The organism is Spirosoma validum, assembly GCF_014699035.1.
Lineage (GTDB): Bacteria > Bacteroidota > Bacteroidia > Cytophagales > Spirosomataceae > Spirosoma > Spirosoma validum.
Genome location: NZ_JACXAA010000012.1, coordinates 145574 through 165406, shown reverse-complemented (window position 1 = coordinate 165406; position 19833 = coordinate 145574). Strand labels below are relative to the sequence as shown.

Genomic DNA, 19833 nt, shown 5'->3' with positions numbered 1-19833 from the left:
CCATCTGTTGACAACACCGCAAAAACATGTAATTTTGCAACTCCAAACCGGAAACGGGGCGGAAAATGTTCTTTAACAAGGTTTTTTGGGGAGTTTCCAGAGTGGCCAAATGGATCAGACTGTAAATCTGCTGGCGTACGCCTTCGGAGGTTCGAATCCTCCACTCCCCACAGAAGAAGTTATAGAGTTCTACAGTCGCAGAGTTAGTGGATGTTAATACAGCTACAACTTTTTGATTGTCCAACTTTAAAACTTCTTTTTTTGCGGAAGTAGCTCAATTGGTAGAGCGATAGCCTTCCAAGCTATAGGTTGCGGGTTCGAGACCCGTCTTCCGCTCAGTAGTTCTTAGTCGTTAACAGTATCGTTTTCTAACGAATAGCTGCTGGCGACTAGTGACTGTTAAAAACAAGCCGTTATAGCTCAGCGGTAGAGCACTTCCTTGGTAAGGAAGAGGTCCGGGGTTCAAGTCCCCGTAACGGCTCAAGACTTCTTTGCGGAGTCTTTTTGACGTTTTAAGCCCAAATGGCGTCAGACCTCAAAACGGGATGATTTCGCTGGGTTTAATTGAAATACAGCGAATTCATTCAATAACAAACAACAGTTCACAATAGCGTTTTAAAAACATGGCAAAAGAGAATTTTGACCGCTCGAAACCGCACGTTAACATCGGTACGATTGGTCACGTTGACCACGGTAAAACGACGCTTACGGCTGCCATTACGAAAGTGCTGGCCGGTAAGGGTCTGGCCGCAGTACGGGATTTCTCATCGATTGACAATGCTCCGGAAGAAAAAGAGCGGGGTATCACCATCAATACATCGCACGTTGAGTATGCAACGGCGAATCGTCACTACGCCCACGTTGACTGCCCAGGCCACGCTGACTATGTGAAAAACATGGTAACGGGTGCTGCCCAGATGGACGGTGCTATCCTTGTGGTAGCGGCTACGGACGGACCAATGCCACAGACTCGTGAGCACATCCTGCTTGCTCGTCAGGTTGGCGTACCTCAGCTCGTTGTGTTCATGAACAAAGTGGACATGGTTGACGATCCTGAGTTGCTCGAACTTGTTGAGATGGAAATCCGCGAGCTGTTGAGCTTCTACAATTTCGATGGCGACAATATCCCTGTTATTCAAGGTTCGGCTCTTGGTGGTCTGAACGGCGATGCCAAGTGGGTAAAAACCATCGAAGAACTGATGGACAACGTTGATAGCTTCATCCCCCTACCTCCTCGTCAAACGGATCTTCCGTTCCTGATGCCGGTAGAGGACGTATTCTCGATCACGGGTCGTGGTACAGTAGCAACGGGTCGTATCGAACGGGGTGTTATCAACTCGGGTGAACCAGTTGAAATCCTGGGCATGGGTGCTGAAAACCTGAAATCAGTTGTAACGGGTGTTGAAATGTTCCGGAAAATTCTGGACCGTGGTGAAGCCGGTGACAACGTAGGTCTTCTGCTCCGTGGTATTGAGAAAGCCGATATCCGTCGTGGTATGGTTATTTGCAAACCCGGTTCGGTTAAGCCACACTCGAAGTTTAAAGCTGAGGTTTACGTACTGTCGAAAGAAGAAGGTGGTCGTCATACCCCATTCTTCAACAAGTACCGTCCACAGTTCTATTTCCGTACCACTGACGTAACGGGCGAAATCATGTTGCCTGCTAATGTTGAAATGGTGATGCCAGGTGACAACATTACGATCGATGTAACGCTGATCAACAAAATCGCTATGGAAAAAGGTCTCCGTTTCGCTATCCGCGAAGGTGGCCGTACCGTAGGGGCTGGTCAGGTGACAGAAATCCTTGATTAATAGGTAGTAAATCAAAAACAAGTGCATTTCTTTACGGGAGTGCACTTGTTTTTTGAGATTATTTCGTACTTTTGCAGTCCGTTTCAGAAGCATACTGATTCGGATTTATCTAAACGGGTGTAGTTCAAGGGTAGAATAGCGGTCTCCAAAACCGTTGATGGGAGTTCGAATCTCTCCACCCGTGCCAATCCTTATTAAATATGGACAAGTTTGTATCGTTTCTGAAAGCCTCCTGGGAGGAAGTTCAGCATAACGTGACTTGGCCTAAATTCAGCGATCTCCAATCCAGTTCTACACTGGTACTTGTAGCATCGCTGATTTTTGCGCTACTGGTCGGGTTAATTGATTTAGTATTTGAGAACGGACTGAATGCATTTTATCAGTCATTCTAAACTGACTTACGAAACATGAGCGGCATACAATGGTACGTCATTCGGGCAGTGTCGGGTCAGGAGAAGAAAATTAAATCTTACCTCGATAACGAGATTATCCGTCAGAAATTGGACGAAGTAATTCCGCAGGTGTTAATTCCGGCGGAGAAGGTGTACGAAATGCGTAACGGTAAAAAGCGCGTTCGGGAAAAGTCATTCTTTCCTGGCTACATTCTTATATCGGCTGATTTGGGTAATAATCGGGCGCTTGACATGATTCTGAATATGCCAGGGGTGTTAGGTTTTCTGGGCAACTCACAAGTTGGAACAACTTCAAAAGTACCTGTACCACTACGTCAGGCTGAAGTAAACCGTATTCTGGGTAAGGTGAGTGAAGAAGAAACACAGGAAGTTTCAGCACCAACGGCTACGTATCTCAAAGGCGAAAATGTAAAAGTTGTTGATGGACCCTTTGGCGGTTTCATTGGTACAGTAGAAGAAGTATTTGACGACCGGAAGAAGTTGAACGTCGTCGTAAAGATATTTGGCCGGAACACTCCGGTAGAACTCAGTTACGCACAAGTAGAAAAGGAAAACTAGTCGTCAGATTAGTTCTCCGTGGTTCGGCATTCTATGCTTCCCTCAGAGGATGACCAGCCAAAACCAGTTGATTTGTTACGAAAAGTGTGCGGATTGGTTATGTGACGAACCAGTTAGAAAACTAAGTAGTAACGGGGCCGTTCACGCGGTCGTAACTAAATTACCACAATGGCAAAAGAAGTAGGTGGCTATGTTAAGCTGCAAGTCAAAGGTGGGCAAGCCAACCCCGCTCCTCCAATCGGTCCAGCTCTGGGTTCCAAGGGTTTAAATATCATGGAATTCTGCAAGCAGTTCAACGGACGAACGCAGGATAAAGTGGGAATGGTATTACCGGTTTTGATCACGTATTATAAGGATAAGTCCTTTGATTTCGTCATCAAGACGCCACCGGCACCGGTTCTGCTAATGGAAGCAGCAAAGCTGAAAGGCGGATCTGCTCAACCAAATCGCAAAAAAGTGGGCTCAGTATCGTGGGATCAAGTTCGGACCATTGCAGAAACGAAGATGCCCGACTTGAACGCTTTTACAGTTGAGTCGGCTATGAAGCAGGTGGCAGGTACAGCCCGCAGTATGGGTATTACGGTGACGGGTGCATCGCCCTTCGAGAACTAATTAGACTTGCCTAAGCAAACACAGAGATGGCTAAGTTAACGAAAAAACAAAAGGAAGCTCAATCAAAATACGATACGTCAAAAGAATACTCGCTACAACAGGCCGCTGAGATTCTAAAAGACATTGCGTATACGAAATTCGATGCTTCCGTGGATATTGACGTTCGGTTAGGCGTTGACCCGCGTAAAGCTGACCAAATGGTTCGTGGCGTTGCTACGTTGCCGCATGGTACAGGCAAAACGGTTCGCGTTCTGGTGCTTTGCACCCCGGACAAGGAGAACGAAGCGAAAGAGGCTGGAGCTGACTTCGTGGGTCTGGATGACTATATTCAAAAAATCGAGCAAGGCTGGACGGACGTTGATGTGATTATCACGATGCCGAACGTAATGGCTAAAGTTGGTCGTTTGGGTAAAGTATTAGGGCCACGTGGTTTGATGCCAAACCCGAAATCGGGTACGGTAACACCAGAAGTAGGTAAAGCTGTTCGTGAGGTGAAGGCAGGTAAAATCGACTTTAAAGTCGATAAACAAGGTGCTATTCACACCAGTATTGGTAAAGTATCGTTCACGCCAGAAAAACTGGCTGAAAACGCGCAGGAAATCATTAGCACGCTACTGAAACTGAAGCCTTCATCGGCAAAAGGTACGTATGTGAAAACGATTAATCTGTCGAGTACGATGAGTCCGGGAGTAACGATTGATAAAGGCTCGGTAGCCGGGGTTTAAGCCATGAAACGCGAAGAAAAAGGAGCAATTATTGAGGAATTGGCTGAAAAGTTTCAGACCATTCCCTTCTTCTATATCACGGAAGCCAATGGCATGACGGTTGCTGAAGTCAATACGTTACGTCGGATGTGTTTTGAGCGTGGTATTGAGTACAAAGTGGTGAAAAATGCATTCATCAAAAAAGCACTCGAACCCCTCGATACGGATTATACACCGTTCAACGATACGGTGCTACATGGTCAGTCAGCGGTGATGTTTCACCCTGAGAATGGCAAAGCACCGGCGCAGCTTATTAAAGAGTTTCGCAAAACCAATGATAAGTTGCAATTAAAGGCTGCTTCGATTGATTACAGCCTGTTTATTGGTGCTGACCAACTTGATACGCTCATCGCACTGAAGAGCAAAGAAGAGTTGATTGGCGAAATCATCGGCCTGTTACAATCGCCTGCTAAGAATGTTATTTCGGCATTGCAAAGTGGTGGTAACAAATTGGCCGGTATCCTCAAAACGCTGTCGGAGCGTGAGGAAGCAGCTTAATTTTTCCGACGTATAGTTTTTCAATATTGTATCACAATCAAATTAAGAAAATACTACAATGGCAGATTTGAAAGCGTTCGCGGAGCAGCTTGTAAGCCTGACAGTTAAAGAAGTTAACGAACTGGCTACGATCCTGAAGGATGAGTACGGTATCGAGCCTGCTGCTGCAGCTCCTGTAATGGTAGCTGGCGGTGGCGCAGGTGCAGGTGATGCTGCTCCGGCTGTGGCTGAGAAAACGTCTTTCGACGTTGTTCTGAAGTCGGCTGGTGCTGCTAAACTCGCTGTCGTGAAACTGGTAAAAGACCTGACCGGTCTGGGCCTGAAAGAAGCCAAAGAATTGGTTGATGGCGCTCCAAAACCAGTGAAAGAAGGCGTTGCTAAAGACGAAGCTGAATCACTGCGGAAGCAACTTGAAGAAGCTGGTGCTGAAGTAGAAGTTAAGTAAGCAACTGCTCTTTGCATATCACTCCAGATAGGGGAGGCCAGACCGACGTCTGGTCTTTTCCTGTTTGGAGCTATTTTTGTCTTAAGTGCTTGCAAAAGACAAACTATTTTTTATTGCATTATGTTGACTATTTACGCCCCTTGGGTCGGGTGACACCCGGGGTCTGAATAGCCGCTTATTTCGAGTGCCGTGGCAAATCTTCGCAACGCACTCATTAAGAATCGGTTACGCACTAAACGAAGCACAATCTTGGCGACAAACGCGAAAATCAGTACGCGCAAAAATTTTGCGACGATTCAGCCAGTGATTGGATACCCAGATTTTCTGGATATTCAAGTAAAATCCTTCAAAGATTTTTTCCAGCTTGACACGCCTTCCAACCAACGGTCGGAAGAAGGTCTGTTCAAAGTTTTTCAGGAAAACTTCCCAATATCAGACTCTCGCGAGAATTTCAAGCTGGAGTTCATTGATTACTCAGTCGATCCGCCGAAATATTCGGTCGATGAGTCGATCGATCGGGGTCTGACCTATTCAGTACCCCTGAAAGCTAAACTGCGTCTGTCAAACAACGATCCCGATAACGAGGATTTTGAGACGATCGAGCAGGAAGTATTTCTAGGTAACATTCCGTATATGACCGAGAAAGGCTCGTTTGTCATTAACGGAGCCGAGCGGGTGATTGTTTCTCAATTGCACCGTTCGCCGGGTGTGTTCTTCTCGATGAGTAAGCACACGAATGGTACCAAGTTGTATTCGGCCCGGATTATTCCGTTCAAAGGTTCGTGGATCGAATTCTCGACGGACGTTAACAATGTCATGTATGCGTACATTGACCGGAAAAAGAAATTCCCGGTAACGACGCTGTTACGTGCCATCGGTTTCGGTTCAGATAAAGACATTCTTGATCTGTTTGGTCTGTCGGAAGAAGTACCTGCGACGCCCGCTAATCTGAAGAAGGCGATTGGTCGTCGGCTGGCGGCCCGGGTACTACGTACCTGGACGGAAGACTTTGTGGATGAGGATACAGGCGAGGTGGTTTCTATCAGTCGGAATGAGGTGCTCTTGGAGCGCGACTCAGCTATTTCGGCGGATGACATTGACGTCATTACGGATTCAGGTCAGAAATCAGTCATCCTGCATAAGGAAGACATGAACATGGCCGATTACAATATTATTTATAACACACTGCAGAAAGATAGCTCTAACTCTGAAAAAGAGGCCGTGGAGCAAATCTATCGGCAGCTTCGGAACGCCGATGCGCCCGATGAACAGACTGCTCGTGAAATTATTCAGAGCCTGTTCTTCTCGGATAAGCGTTATGATCTGGGTGATGTTGGCCGTTACCGTATTAACAAAAAGCTCGGTCTGGACATTTCGTCGGACATGAAGGTACTGACCACGGAGGACATTGTATCCATCGTGAAGTACCTGATTGGTCTGATTAACTCGAAGGCCGTTGTCGATGATATTGACCACCTCAGCAACCGACGTGTTCGGACAGTGGGTGAGCAGTTATATGCGCAATTCGGTGTTGGTCTTGCCCGGATGGCGCGGACGATTAAAGAACGGATGAACGTTCGGGATAACGAGGATTTCAAACCTGTTGACCTGATCAATGCCCGGACATTGTCGTCGGTGATCAACTCGTTCTTCGGTACGAACCAGCTATCGCAGTTTATGGACCAAACCAATCCATTAGCCGAAGTGACGCACAAGCGTCGTATGTCGGCTCTCGGACCTGGTGGTCTATCGCGTGAACGGGCTGGTTTTGAGGTTCGTGACGTACACTATACGCACTATGGTCGTCTGTGTACCATTGAAACCCCGGAAGGTCCGAATATCGGTCTAATCTCCTCGCTGTGCGTCTATGCGAAAATCAATAGCATGGGCTTCATTGAAACGCCATACCGAATTATCGAAAACGGTAAGGTGTCAATGGATAAACCAGTGATGTATTTAACGGCTGAAGAAGAAGATACGCACTATATCGCACAGGCGAATGCTGACATCGACAAGAAAGGAAACTTCCAGGTCGACCGGCTGAAAGCCCGTTTCGAAGGTGACTTCCCAATCGCTGAACCAGCGAACGTTACGTTCATGGATATTGCTCCGAACCAGATTGTATCGGTAGCTGCTTCTATGATTCCGTTCCTGGAGCATGATGATGCTAACCGTGCGCTGATGGGCTCGAACATGCAACGTCAGGCTGTTCCTTTACTACGTCCTGAAGCGCCGATTGTAGGTACAGGTTTAGAAGGTCGCGTTGCTGTTGACTCACGGACGCTGGTCATTGCTGAAGCTGATGGTGTCATTGAGTTTGTTGACTCAACCAAAATCGTCGTTAAGTATGACCTCGACGACGATCAACTGGCGGTTACGTTCGATGAGGACAAAAAGACGTATAATCTGATTAAATTCCGTCGGACGAACCAGGATACCTGTATCAACCTCAAACCAACCGTGCTGAAAGGCCAGAAGGTGAAAAAAGGCGATGTACTTTGCGAAGGTTACGCGACGCAGGCAGGTGAGCTAGCACTGGGACGTAACATGAAAGTTGCTTTCATGCCATGGCAGGGGTATAACTTCGAGGATGCTATCGTGATTTCGGAACGTGTTGTACGGGAAGATATTTTCACGTCGATCCATATTGAAGAATTTGAACTGGAAGTTCGGGATACAAAACGGGGCGAAGAAGAATTAACTTCTGAAATTCCCAACGTATCGGAAGAAACCGTTCGGAATCTGGATGAAAACGGTATCGTACGCGTCGGTACTGAAGTAAAAGAAGGTGATATCCTGATCGGTAAGATCACGCCAAAAGGTGAGAGCGATCCGACCCCGGAAGAAAAACTGCTACGTGCCATCTTTGGAGACAAAGCCGGTGATGTGAAGGATGCTTCGAAGAAAGCACCACCGTCATTGAAAGGTGTTGTTATCGATACCAAGTTGTTTGCACGTCCGGCGAAAGAAGATCGGGGTAAGCATAAAGATGAAGTAAAAGCACTGATGAAAAAATACGGCCGTGAGTTGAATGACTTCCGCGCTCGTATGATTGAAAAAACAGTGGCTTTATTGGAAAGTAGAACTAGTGCAGGTGTTAAGCATAAGTTTGGTGACGAAATTGTAAGCAAAGGGGTGAAGTTCAACCGGAAGAACATTACGGATAACCTCTTCCCTGACAAAAATGCTTACCGTGACGAAAGTGGCTATGCTGTTCCAGAAGAAGCTAATCTTCTGGCCGACATGAATCTGAACGACTGGACGGACGATGAGAAAGTAAATGAGATGGTTGTTTCGTTGGTGAAAAGCTACAACAACCGTCGCAGTGAAATCACAGGTCGGTTTAAGCGGGAACGGTTTACGCTTGAAGTGGGTGACGAACTGCCTGCAGGCATCGTGAAACTGGCTAAAGTGTATATCGCTAAAAAGCGTAAGCTGAAAGTAGGGGATAAAATGGCAGGTCGTCACGGAAACAAGGGGGTTGTTGCCCGGATTGTACGTGACGAAGATATGCCGTTCCTCGAAGATGGAACGAAGGTTGACATCGTGCTGAACCCACTTGGCGTACCGAGCCGGATGAACCTTGGTCAGATTTACGAAACCGTACTCGCCTGGGCCGGACAAAAGCTGGACCGTAAATATGCAACCCCAATTTTCGATGGAGCGACGGAACAGCAGGTGGCTGATGAATTGAATGAGGCAGGTTTGCCATCGTTCGGTCGGACGTACCTATACAATGGTCTGACGGGTGAACGTTTTGATCAACCCGTGACAGTTGGGATCATTTATATGCTCAAACTGGGCCACTTAGTGGATGATAAGATGCACGCTCGTTCGATTGGACCCTACTCGCTCATTACGCAGCAGCCGCTGGGTGGTAAGGCGCAGTTTGGTGGTCAGCGGTTTGGTGAGATGGAAGTGTGGGCGTTGGAAGCTTTTGGAGCCTCGAACATTCTACAGGAAATCCTGACTGTCAAATCGGATGACGTAGTCGGCCGTGCGAAAGCATACGAAGCGATCGTGAAAGGTGAAAACCTGCCGAAGCCGAATATTCCTGAGTCATTCAACGTACTTGTTCATGAGTTACGTGGTTTGGCGCTTGAAATTACATTAGAGTAACTGAAGCGAGGAGCAGGGAGCAAGGAGCAAGGGTGATGCGTAAGCAAATTCCCTGCCCCGTGCTCCTCGCTCTTAGCTTCTCTTTCAAACCTATAATCTCCAACCAATGTCGTTCAAAAAGAACAAAAAACTCAACAGCGACTTTGCCAGCGTAACAATCAGTTTGGCATCGCCAGAGTCTATTTTGGAGAGTTCCTACGGCGAAGTGACACAGCCGGAGACCATCAATTACCGGACCTACAAACCCGAAATGGGCGGTTTGTTTTGCGAGCGCATTTTCGGGCCTGTAAAGGACTGGGAGTGTCATTGCGGTAAATACAAGCGGATTCGCTACAAGGGTATTATCTGCGATCGCTGCGGAGTTGAAGTAACTGAGAAAAAAGTTCGTCGGGAGCGCATGGGTCACATCGAACTGGTGGTGCCTGTTGCGCATATCTGGTATTTCCGCAGCTTACCGAACAAGATTGGTTATCTGCTGGGGCTGTCGACGAAAAAACTCGATCAGGTTATCTATTACGAACGCTACGTAGTGGTTCAGCCAGGTGTGAAAGCCGAAGACGGTATTAACCAACTCGATTTCCTGACGGAAGACGAGTACCTGGACATCATTGATAAACTGCCAAGTACCAATCAGCACCTCGACGACAAAGACCCGAATAAATTCATCGCCAAGATGGGGGCCGATGCGTTAGAAATGCTGTTGTCGCGTGTTCAGCTAGACGAATTGTCGTATTCACTACGTCATGCTGCGGCTACTGATACGTCGCAGCAACGGAAAGCTGAAGCGCTGAAACGGTTAAAAGTTGTCGAAGCATTCCGGGAAGCGAATGGCCGCATCGAAAACCGTCCTGAATGGATGGTCATCAAGATGGTACCGGTAATTCCACCCGAACTTCGTCCGCTTGTTCCTCTTGATGGTGGCCGATTTGCTACGTCTGATTTGAATGACCTGTATCGTCGGGTTATCATCCGGAACAACCGTCTGAAACGGCTTATCGAAATCAAAGCCCCTGAAGTAATCCTCCGTAACGAAAAGCGGATGTTACAGGAAGCCGTCGATTCGCTGTTCGATAACTCGCGTAAGGTGAACGCCGTTCGTTCGGAAGGTAACCGTGCTCTGAAGTCACTATCCGACATGCTAAAAGGGAAACAAGGTCGTTTCCGTCAGAACCTGCTCGGTAAGCGTGTTGACTATTCAGGTCGTTCGGTTATTGTCGTTGGACCTGAGCTAAAACTGCACGAGTGCGGTCTGCCGAAAGATATGGCGGCTGAATTATTCAAGCCGTTCGTTATTCGCAAACTCATCGAGCGGGGCATTGTAAAAACAGTGAAGTCGGCTAAGAAAATCGTTGATCGGAAAGACCCGGTTATCTGGGACATTCTGGAGAACGTATTGAAAGGCCACCCCGTTCTGCTGAACCGGGCTCCAACGCTTCACCGCCTGGGTATTCAGGCGTTCCAGCCAAAGCTGATCGAAGGAAAAGCGATTCAGTTACACCCACTCGTTTGTACAGCTTTCAACGCTGACTTTGACGGTGACCAGATGGCTGTTCACGTACCACTTGGTCAGGAAGCTGTGCTTGAAGCGTCGTTGTTAATGCTGGCCTCGCACAATATCCTTAACCCAGCTAACGGAGCGCCAATTACGGTACCTTCGCAAGACATGGTGTTAGGCCTATACTACGTAACGAAAGGTCGTAAGAGCATTCCGGAGTACCCAATTGCGGGTGAAGGAATGACTTTCTACGGTACCGAAGAAGTTATTATTGGTATCAATGAAGGCAAAGTTTCCAAGCACGCTAACATTAAGTGCCGGGTAAAACTCCGGGACGAAAATGGCGAGCTGGTTTATAAAGTCATTGACACGGTAGCAGGTCGTTTGTTGTTCAACCAGGCTGTACCTGAAGAAGTTGGCTACATCAACGAACTCCTGACGAAAAAGAAGCTGCAGCAAATCATTGCGCTCATTTTCAAGATTTCGGGCGGAGCACGGACGGCTCAATTCCTTGATGAAATCAAAGAACTTGGCTTCCAGATGGCGTTCAAAGGTGGCTTGTCCATCGGATTGAGCGATGTCATGATTCCAGAAGCGAAACAAGGTCTTGTTGACGAAGCGAAAGCTGAAGTACAGGGCGTTTGGGATAACTACCTGATGGGTCTGATTACGGAAAACGAACGCTACAACCAGGTAATCGATATCTGGACCCGCGTAAACTCTCGTCTGACCGAGACGCTGATGAAGCAACTCGAAGCCGACCAGGGTGGGTTCAACTCGATTTATATGATGATGCACTCGGGAGCCCGTGGTTCTCGCGAGCAGATTCGTCAGCTGGGTGGTATGCGGGGTCTGATGGCTAAGCCTCAGAAAAATCTGCAGGGTTCAGTAGGTGAAATCATTGAAAACCCAATTCTGTCGAACTTCAAAGAAGGACTCGACGTATTGGAGTACTTTATTTCAACGCACGGTGCCCGGAAAGGTCTGGCCGATACAGCCCTGAAAACGGCTGATGCTGGTTATCTGACCCGTCGACTGCACGACGTAGCACAGGACGTAATTATCAGTGAAGATGATTGCGGTACGTTACGTGGTCTGCAAGTGTCGGCGTTGAAAGATAATGAAGATATTGTTGAGCCGTTGTCGGAACGGATTCTGGGTCGAACAACAGTACACGATATCTATGATCCGCTGTCGAAAGAACTGATTATTGGTTCGGGTGAGCTGATTACAGAAGAAGTCGCTGCCCAGATTGACGAAACAAGCATTGAAACGGTAGAAATCCGTTCAGTGCTGACGTGTGAATCGCGGCAGGGTGTTTGTGCCAAATGTTACGGTCGGAACCTGGCGTCGGGTCGCATGGTCGACATCGGTGAAGCTGTAGGCGTAATTGCTTCTCAATCCATCGGTGAACCGGGTACACAGTTAACACTTCGTACGTTCCACGTGGGTGGTACGGCGTCGAACATTGCTGTTGATGCATCGATCAAGGCGAAGTTTGATGGTCTGATTGAACTTGAAGAAATGCGGACCGTTGAGTCGGAAGACAGTGAAGGGAACGCACAAACGGTTGTAATGGGTCGTTCAGGCGAAGTTCGCATTGTCAACCCTGATGATCGTAATCAGGTTCTGATCAGCAATAACGTTCCTTACGGTGCTTTCCTTCGGGTGAAAGATGGCGATGTCGTGAAGAAAGGCGATGATATTTGCGCCTGGGATCCATATAACGCTGTCATTCTTTCTGAGTTGACCGGTACGTTGACGTTTGATGCGATTGAAGATGGTATCACATATCGTGAAGAATTTGATGAGCAGACCGGCTTTCAGGAGAAGGTAATCATCGAAAGCCGCGATAAAGCGAAGAACCCAGCTATCGTTGTACAAGGAACGACAACACTGACGCTGCACCTGCCTGATAATGATGGCGGTCCATTGCAAAAGAGTTACAACCTACCGGTTGGTTCTCGTCTGGTTGTAAAAGAAGGACAGAAAATTAAAGCTGGTCAACCACTGGCGAAAATTCCACGTAATGTTGGTAAAACCCGCGACATTACGGGTGGTCTGCCACGCGTAACGGAATTGTTTGAAGCCCGGAACCCATCGAACCCAGCCGTAGTGAGCGAAATTGATGGTGTCGTTACGTATGGTGCTATCAAACGTGGTAACCGCGAAATCTTCATCGAGTCGAAAGACGGCACGAAGAAGAAGTATCTCGTACCGCTGTCGAAGTTCATCCTTGTACAGGATAACGACTTTGTACGGGCTGGCGCACCATTATCTGACGGAGCCATTACTCCAAGCGACATTCTGGCTATTAAAGGTCCGACGGCCGTTCAGGAGTATCTGGTGAATGAAATTCAGGAAGTTTACCGCCTGCAAGGGGTGAAAATCAACGACAAACACATCGAAGCCATTGTGCGTCAGATGATGCAGAAAGTTGAAATTATCGACTCAGGTGATACCAATTTCCTTGAAGGTCAGGTTGTCGATAAGTGGTCTTTCCGCGAAGAAAACGACAAAGTACTTGATGCCAAAGTGGTTATGGACGCTGGCGATTCGGCCAATTTCAAACCCGGTATGATTGTAACGAGTCGTCAACTACGCGACGAAAATTCCAGCCTGAAACGTCGTGATATGGCTCTTGTGACCGTACGTGACGCCATGGCTGCCGTTTCTCAACCAACGCTGATGGGGATTACACAATCGTCATTGGGTACCGATAGCTTTATCTCGGCGGCTTCCTTCCAGGAAACGACGAAGGTACTTAGCGAAGCGTCGATCCGTGGCAAACGTGATACGCTCGATGGCCTGAAAGAGAACGTTATCGTAGGTCATTTGATCCCTGCGGGTACAGGTATTCGTCATTACCAAAACGCGATCGTTGGCTCGAAGGAGGAATTGGAAACGATTACCGAATCGCGCGAACAGTTCGCTCGTGCCAAGAAACGGGCAACCGTCTAAAATTAGATTTAAATACACGAAACCGCCCCGGCAAACACTGGGGCGGTTTTTTATTGGGTTAAAGGAAAAATGGTAGGGCAAAACGTATTATGCCAATAGAAAAGATCACCATCAGTACATGAACGAATAGTCTATTCACTGCTCAGTCATCCGTCGAGCCAGAGCAGGAGCACACTCGCCAGAAAGACGTTACCCAACGTAGTTGATAGTAATTCGCTTGAGAAGGAGAGACAACTAAAACAGACAAGCAATTAGCGCATTAATTCATCAAACGTAATGCTCATATAATACATGCCTCCAACGCGCGCCAAGCCGTATCCCTGCGTATAGTATTGATTTAAAAGATTAGTGCCTCCGAGTTTAATGATCGATTTGAGTAGAGGAAATTTGTACGATATCTGCGCATCTAAACTTGTCCAGGAAGGTAACCAAACATCACCGGCCGTAATTCCCTGCTCATACCACATTTTGTCAGTCCAATGATAGGTAACTGTAGCGCCTAATTTATCCGTTAATCGCGGGTTACATAAGGTAAGATTATACCGGTTTTCGGGCGTATTAAAGAAGTTCCTCCCCAGTTGTGCTACTTCGGGATTACTCATTTTTCGCTTAATAACCGGTGCACCTGCCAAATCATTACGGATGCTACCTTCTGTATCATAGAGAGTTACCAAGCCATTTTGGTAGGTGTAATTACCGCGTAGCATAAAACCATCCCCTAACCCATACTCGACACCAATACCAACCCCACGTACAAAAGCCTCATTTGCGGTATTGGTATTTACCTGTAGGGTCCTGTAGTTAGCTGGTATTAGTAAGGCGGCTGCTCCAGCCCCTGGCGTTAGCAATTGGTACAGCGTCTGGGTTGTACTAAAATCAGTGTAGTGGCTGGCGAAATAAAAAGCGTCAATATAGAATTTATTCTTGATGAGGGTCTTGTAGCCAATCTCCCACGTTTTCATCTTCTCGGTTGTATACCTGCCTGGATCAATCACAAACGGATTTGGGCGAGCGACTGTCTGAGGGTTAGCCTGGTAAAGTGCGGCCTCCGATTGAAGATAACCCGGATTCGTATCCAGTACTGCGCTAGTGTAAGCTTGAGCCAGGCCACCTACCTGGCCACCTGATCCTGAAGCAGGAGTCGAAAATAGCTGTTCAGGGGTAGGGTTATGAAAGGCAGTCTGCCAGGATGCCCGAAGGTGATGCTCCCCATAACTGGCTACGGCTGACAATCGGGGAGTTAGACCCCCTTTTAGATATTGATTTTTATCATAGCGAAGCGCTACGGTGGGCCTAATCGTTACGTTATGTAAACTAAATTCTTTAGATGCCTGCACATAAGCCCCAATTTCGTTGATTGTGTACTCGGAGCCGTCGGCCTGTTTAGAGAAAGAGGTACCACCAGATTCTAAGGCGTAATGTCGCCAACTGGCTCCCGCAATTACCTCGGCCACTTGTAGCAACTTCGTGAAATTATACATGCCTTCGTAATGCCACAGCTGTGAGTTGTCGCGGAAACGGCGCCCTCGAGCGGTGGTAGAGCCAGGAAGAAAATCCGTGTTATACGTATTCGCGTAGGCGTCGCGTGTGGAATTGAAAACATTTGTACCCGGTTCATAACGGCCACGGTTGGCTGAAGACCGTGCCAGCCCTACGCTAACTTTCGTTTCTACATAAGCTTGTCCAAACTCGGCAGCCCATTGATTCAACGATTTCCAGGTGTTAGTGATGGCTGTAGCTGTTTGGCCTATGTTCCAACCATCGGCGTTTTGCTGAGTCGTATAGGCTCGCAAAAAGAAATTATCACCCCGTAATTCAGCTTTAAATTGATGTCGCTGGTAGTTTGGAAAATAGTTACGATAGCTAGCCGTCTCAAGGAAATTTCCGTTCCCGTAATACCATCCCAGCGAAGCCTCTAAGCTATTCGTAAGCTTATAATGTAAGGATGCAGTAGCGCGGTTGTTAAAAACCTGGCCATTATTACCCAATACGTCTAGTTCAGTGTAGCCGGTTCGCGTCACTAATTTCTTGCTTAGTAATACGTTTGCATAGTTATCAGGAAACCGAAAAGCACCTCCACTATTGACATCATCGCCATAAACATTGACGCCGTCGTACTCAAAATTCGTATTGGCGTCTGCATTAGGTATATAGCCAATGCCGGTGGCGATTCCTCCTCTACGGGCGTCGGTTAGAAAAAAGCTGGTGCGAGCGTTCGTTGAGCGATCACTATAATCGTCGGCGATAAAATCAGTACCGGTTATTCGTTGGAAACTGGCTTTGATCGCAAGGCGTGTACCCAATTGTTTAGCATAGCGGATGGCCATGTCCGTATAAACCTTTGGGCCGAAAGCCGCTTTTCCAATATTATTAACACCAACCTTGACTTGAGCGCTTAATCCCTGATACATGAAGGGATTTTTACTGGTTGTCAGCATCATTCCCTGAATGGCATCAGGACCGTAAAGTGCCGATGACGCACCCGGTACCAGTTCAATACTTTCAACATCCAGGTCCGGAAGGCCCGCTACGTTCCCGAAGCCGAAGCCTAGACCGGGCGAGCGATTATCCATGCCATCGGTAAGTTGCAGAAAACGATTGTTCGTCGTAGAGCCAAAGCCACGTAGATTAACTGACTTAAACAGCAGACTCTGGGTCAGAAAATCAACACCCGTTACGTTCTGAAGCGCGTCGAAAGGGCTAAGGCTGGGCGATTGTTGAAATGATTTTACACCAAGTTTCTCAACCGTTAAAGCCGATTTCTGAATTGCTTCGGGTACTCGACTGGTTGCGATCGCTACCTGATCGTTTAAAATACTTTTAGGGGTGAGTTGCACTACGATACGGCGGAAATTATTACCCCGAACCTGAACACTTTGTTGATGATGACCGATAAATGATACGATAAGGGTAAGGGGTAGCGACTCCGTAGATCGAAAGGAAAACTGACCATCAGCCTGCGAAATGGTTCCTTTACTGGTTCCCCGAATGATAACGATGGCTCCTTCTAATGGATGTCCTTTTTCATCAGTTACACTGCCAGCCAGGTTTAATTGTGCCCAAGCCGTTGTAACAGTCAGTAACGCAAGCGTTATAGATAGGACAAAAAATTTCATAGAGTTGGATTACTAAAGCAAAGCTTATCCGAATAAAATAGCATGCGGTAAGCTCATAGTAGTGCGTAAAACTACGAAAGCTGTTTGTGTTTAGTATATCTAACACAAACAGCTTTCGTAAATATAAGAAAAGCCCCCTAAATAAAAAGTTACTTAATGTATTTTTTGATAAACTAAGCGCTTCCGGTTAAGGATGAGTAAACTCATCAGACACCTGTAATTAAACGTGCACTACGTAGCCAGATCAAGATATTTTATCTTTTTTCAAGCACCTCAGTTAGAAAGTGTACCGTATCGTAACACCCTGCATACGTGGATCGCCCACGATTCCGGCATAATGCCCTGCGCTTCCCGGAGCTGCTAATAGCTGCTCGTAGTAATTTGTATTGAATAAATTTCTAACCCAAATAAAAGCCGAAATTCCGTTTGAAGCTCTAAAGCCAAGTCGGCTGTTTACCAGGGAATAGCCGTCGATATTCAAATACTGAGAAGGTGAGGGGCTCGACGAAAACGATGAACGATAAAACGCATCCACACCGAAAAAGTAATTTCCTTTCAGGCTAATTAGATTTCCTCTCGCGGTTACCTCGCCACCAACAGAACCTGACCATTTTGAAATACCAGGTAAAACCCCTCCTGAAATGTCTTTAAAGGCTTGCTCTCCCCCCGTTTCTTCGAGCGGCACCGGCGCGTTCGTAAACGACACGTACTTGCCATCCGTATAGGCAACGGCTGCGTTCAGGGTTAATCGATTGGCTACCCGTATATTTCCGTCTACCTCCACACCCATAACACGTACTTTCTCCGCATTGGCCAGATAGCCTCGGTTAACGCCTGGTTCAGGCGTTTGCACCTGTGTCTGAAAGTCTTTGATTTCTGTGTTATAAAGGACCAGATTCAGGACAGAGTTAGGGGATGGTTTTGTTTTCAGGCCAAATTCGAGGTGGTTTACATGTTCGGGCTTCACTCTGGCCAGGTCAAGTAATGTCTGCCCATTAGCCGTTGGTAGTCCGCCAATATTGATCCCGACAGGTTTGTAGCTTATCGCATAGGTACCAAAGGCATTAATCGACTTCCCAGCTCTATATTGCAGGGTAACCTGTCCAGAGAAATTACCTTCCGATACCTCCGTGTCAAACGCCTGATTCGTGTAAACGCCGTTCTTTAAAGCCACTAAAGCAGGGTCGGTTGTTTGCAGACCTCCATAAGTTTCCCGTTTATAGTTGGCTATCTTCTTATCGTAATTATACCGGACACCTGGTAAAACGTGGATTCTATCGGTTACGGCCCAGTCAAGTTGACCAAAGGCAGCCAAGCCTGTGCTCTGGATACGATTAGTTGTGCGGATACCGAAGTTGTCGAATAAACCGGGGGTTCTCCAGAGAGCACTGGTGGAACTTTGGGCAAATCGCCATTGGGCAGAACCAGCTTCTTCGGTCTGTACAGGATCAGACTTCAAATCCTGCCAAAGGCCAAATAAGCCAACAACACCGCTCAATCGGGGGGAAATTCTGCCCGCATACCGTATTTCCTGCGACCACTGGTCATGGACCGAGTTACCTGCCGAAATCGTAAAGACGGGTAAGCCTATATAGTCACGGTCATTCAGGGGAGTCCATTGCCAGTGACGCCAGGCCGTTGTAGAGGTCAGTGTACCGCCCCCTAATTTAATGTCGGCATTCAACGATACGCCACCAAGCTGATTATCTGCTTTTGAGGGCGTATCAAGGTCAACGATCCGGTCAAAAGCGCTTGAATACGGAAGTTTGTAATTTAAATCGGCAATGATGGCATTGAATTGACGATAGGCAGCTCGTTTGGTGGGCACAACACCAGCTACTGGCCAGCCGTAACCATTCGGTTTTTGATCAGAAACATCTCCAATCAAGGTAATTCTTACATTATCGCTTGGAGTATACAGAAGTTGTGCCCGTACACCAATATTGTTAATGTCGTTGATCGGAAGCTGGGTATGTACATTGTAAAATGTTCCGTTTCGTTGCGTACCAGTAAACGACACCCGTGCGGCAAGTTTTTTACTCAATGGCCCCGTAAGGGATGCTTTGGCCTGGATAAACCCATAATTACCATAACTCAATTCAAACGTTCCGCTCGGGGTAAAAGCGGCCGGACGAGTTGTAATGTTAAAGGCTCCGGCCGTTGTGTTTTTGCCGAATAACGTTCCCTGGGGACCTCGTAACACTTCAACCTGTTCGATGTCGATGAAATCGAGCGCTGTAGCTGCCGGACGGGCATAATACACGCCATCTACATAAAATCCGACGCCTGGATCAATGCCATCGTTTGTCAACCCGTACGTAGAACCTAAACCACGAATGTTAAGGGTTGTATTCCGGGCATTTGACGCATATAGCTGAACCGTTGGTACCAATTCTTTTAGCCGGTTCACGTTGAAAGCGCCGGCATCTTCGGCGCGGTTACCACTTACGATCGAGATTGGAATGGGAACGTCCTGTGCCGACTCCTGACGACGTCGGGACGTAATCACTACGTCGTCTAACTGATTCGCTCCCTCTTCAAGCGGAATTTCTACGTTATTATCGTTTAAAACAACTTCTTTCGTCTGATAGCCCACAAAAGAGACAACAACTGTAAACGGTAGCTTCTGAGCTGTAAGCAGGTTGAATTGGCCATTTATGTCGGTTGAAGCCCCGTTGGTTATGCCTTTAATCGTTACGGTGGCGCCAATCAAGAATTCTTTGGTACGTGCGTCAACAACTTTTCCAGATACTGTCGAATTTATAACGGGTGCATTTTGAGCTGATAAAAATAAGGGTATAAGAAAAACCCCTAGCAGAAAAGTTGCCTTTAAAATTTGTTTCATTCCTAACTATGTTTGGTATTGTTGTGGTTCACGCATCACGAATTATTACTTAATGCTATAGAAATACTATATTTATTAATATGCTTTCGTAATACGTAGTTTATGGGTGTTTTGTATTCTCCCTATATTAGATAGACTATTAGTAGTTATAATCTATTGAATTGATAGGGTTTGCAAAACAGCAGTATCTTCGTCG

The 19833-nt window shown here is 47.1% G+C and carries 11 protein-coding genes and 4 tRNA genes; 13 read left to right on the top strand and 2 right to left on the bottom strand.

What is annotated here, in order from left to right; genetic code table 11:
- Positions 1 to 87 precede the first annotated feature (87 nt).
- From IC230_RS26355 to rpoC, 13 genes are all read left to right on the top strand, one after another.
- Positions 88 to 170 (top strand) — tRNA-Tyr (locus IC230_RS26355).
- Between the two features lie 93 nt (positions 171 to 263).
- Positions 264 to 336: transfer RNA gene (locus IC230_RS26350), tRNA-Gly, on the top strand.
- Between the two features lie 73 nt (positions 337 to 409).
- Positions 410 to 481, top strand: a tRNA-Thr gene (locus IC230_RS26345).
- Positions 482 to 623: 142 nt separating this feature from the next.
- Positions 624 to 1811 carry an elongation factor Tu gene (gene tuf, locus IC230_RS26340; RefSeq protein WP_191042057.1) on the top strand — a complete coding sequence of 396 codons (1188 nt, stop codon included), beginning with the start codon at positions 624 to 626 and terminating at the stop codon, positions 1809 to 1811.
- Positions 1812 to 1924: 113 nt separating this feature from the next.
- Positions 1925 to 1998, top strand: a tRNA-Trp gene (locus tag IC230_RS26335).
- Positions 1999 to 2011: 13 nt separating this feature from the next.
- Positions 2012 to 2203, top strand: a complete 192-nt coding sequence (gene secE, locus IC230_RS26330; protein ID WP_093832236.1) for a preprotein translocase subunit SecE — start codon at positions 2012 to 2014, stop codon at positions 2201 to 2203.
- Positions 2204 to 2218: 15 nt separating this feature from the next.
- Positions 2219 to 2782, top strand: a complete 564-nt coding sequence (gene nusG, locus IC230_RS26325; RefSeq protein WP_191042056.1) for a transcription termination/antitermination protein NusG — start codon at positions 2219 to 2221, stop codon at positions 2780 to 2782.
- Between the two features lie 168 nt (positions 2783 to 2950).
- Positions 2951 to 3394: a 50S ribosomal protein L11 gene (gene rplK, locus IC230_RS26320; RefSeq protein ID WP_191042055.1), complete on the top strand. Its 444-nt coding sequence runs from the start codon at positions 2951 to 2953 to the stop codon at positions 3392 to 3394.
- Positions 3395 to 3420: 26 nt separating this feature from the next.
- Positions 3421 to 4119, top strand: a complete 699-nt coding sequence (gene rplA, locus IC230_RS26315; RefSeq protein WP_191042054.1) for a 50S ribosomal protein L1 — start codon at positions 3421 to 3423, stop codon at positions 4117 to 4119.
- 3 nt (positions 4120 to 4122) lie between these two features.
- Positions 4123 to 4656, top strand: a complete 534-nt coding sequence (gene rplJ, locus IC230_RS26310; protein ID WP_191042053.1) for a 50S ribosomal protein L10 — start codon at positions 4123 to 4125, stop codon at positions 4654 to 4656.
- 58 nt (positions 4657 to 4714) lie between these two features.
- A complete protein-coding gene (rplL, locus tag IC230_RS26305; RefSeq protein ID WP_191042052.1) occupies positions 4715 to 5101 on the top strand; it encodes a 50S ribosomal protein L7/L12 in 387 nt (128 codons plus the stop codon).
- A 249-nt stretch (positions 5102 to 5350) separates the two neighbouring features.
- Positions 5351 to 9220, top strand: a complete 3870-nt coding sequence (gene rpoB / locus IC230_RS26300; protein ID WP_191042140.1) for a DNA-directed RNA polymerase subunit beta — start codon at positions 5351 to 5353, stop codon at positions 9218 to 9220.
- A gap of 106 nt (positions 9221 to 9326) precedes the next feature.
- Complete coding sequence (rpoC, locus tag IC230_RS26295) at positions 9327 to 13676, top strand: DNA-directed RNA polymerase subunit beta' (protein ID WP_191042051.1); 4350 nt, start codon at positions 9327 to 9329, stop codon at positions 13674 to 13676.
- Positions 13677 to 13927: 251 nt separating this feature from the next.
- On the opposite strand, the gene IC230_RS26290 is transcribed toward rpoC, so the two are convergent.
- Positions 13928 to 16792, bottom strand: a complete 2865-nt coding sequence (locus tag IC230_RS26290; RefSeq protein WP_191042050.1) for a TonB-dependent receptor — start codon at positions 16790 to 16792, stop codon at positions 13928 to 13930.
- 277 nt (positions 16793 to 17069) lie between these two features.
- On the bottom strand, positions 17070 to 19637 hold the full coding sequence (locus IC230_RS26285) for a TonB-dependent receptor (protein ID WP_191042049.1): 2568 nt from the start codon (positions 19635 to 19637) through the stop codon (positions 17070 to 17072).
- Positions 19638 to 19833 lie beyond the last annotated feature (196 nt).

Bases quoted from the DNA above. Each gene is read 5' to 3' on its own strand.
- tuf (WP_191042057.1), top strand. From the start codon at position 624: ATGGCAAAAGAGAATTTTGACCGCTCGAAACCGCACGTTAACATCGGT.
- secE (WP_093832236.1), top strand. From the start codon at position 2,012: ATGGACAAGTTTGTATCGTTTCTGAAAGCCTCCTGGGAGGAAGTTCAG.
- nusG (WP_191042056.1), top strand. From the start codon at position 2,219: ATGAGCGGCATACAATGGTACGTCATTCGGGCAGTGTCGGGTCAGGAG.
- rplK (WP_191042055.1), top strand. From the start codon at position 2,951: ATGGCAAAAGAAGTAGGTGGCTATGTTAAGCTGCAAGTCAAAGGTGGG.
- rplA (WP_191042054.1), top strand. From the start codon at position 3,421: ATGGCTAAGTTAACGAAAAAACAAAAGGAAGCTCAATCAAAATACGAT.
- rplJ (WP_191042053.1), top strand. From the start codon at position 4,123: ATGAAACGCGAAGAAAAAGGAGCAATTATTGAGGAATTGGCTGAAAAG.
- rplL (WP_191042052.1), top strand. From the start codon at position 4,715: ATGGCAGATTTGAAAGCGTTCGCGGAGCAGCTTGTAAGCCTGACAGTT.
- rpoC (WP_191042051.1), top strand. From the start codon at position 9,327: ATGTCGTTCAAAAAGAACAAAAAACTCAACAGCGACTTTGCCAGCGTA.
- IC230_RS26290 (WP_191042050.1), bottom strand. From the start codon at position 16,792: ATGAAATTTTTTGTCCTATCTATAACGCTTGCGTTACTGACTGTTACA.
- IC230_RS26285 (WP_191042049.1), bottom strand. From the start codon at position 19,637: ATGAAACAAATTTTAAAGGCAACTTTTCTGCTAGGGGTTTTTCTTATA.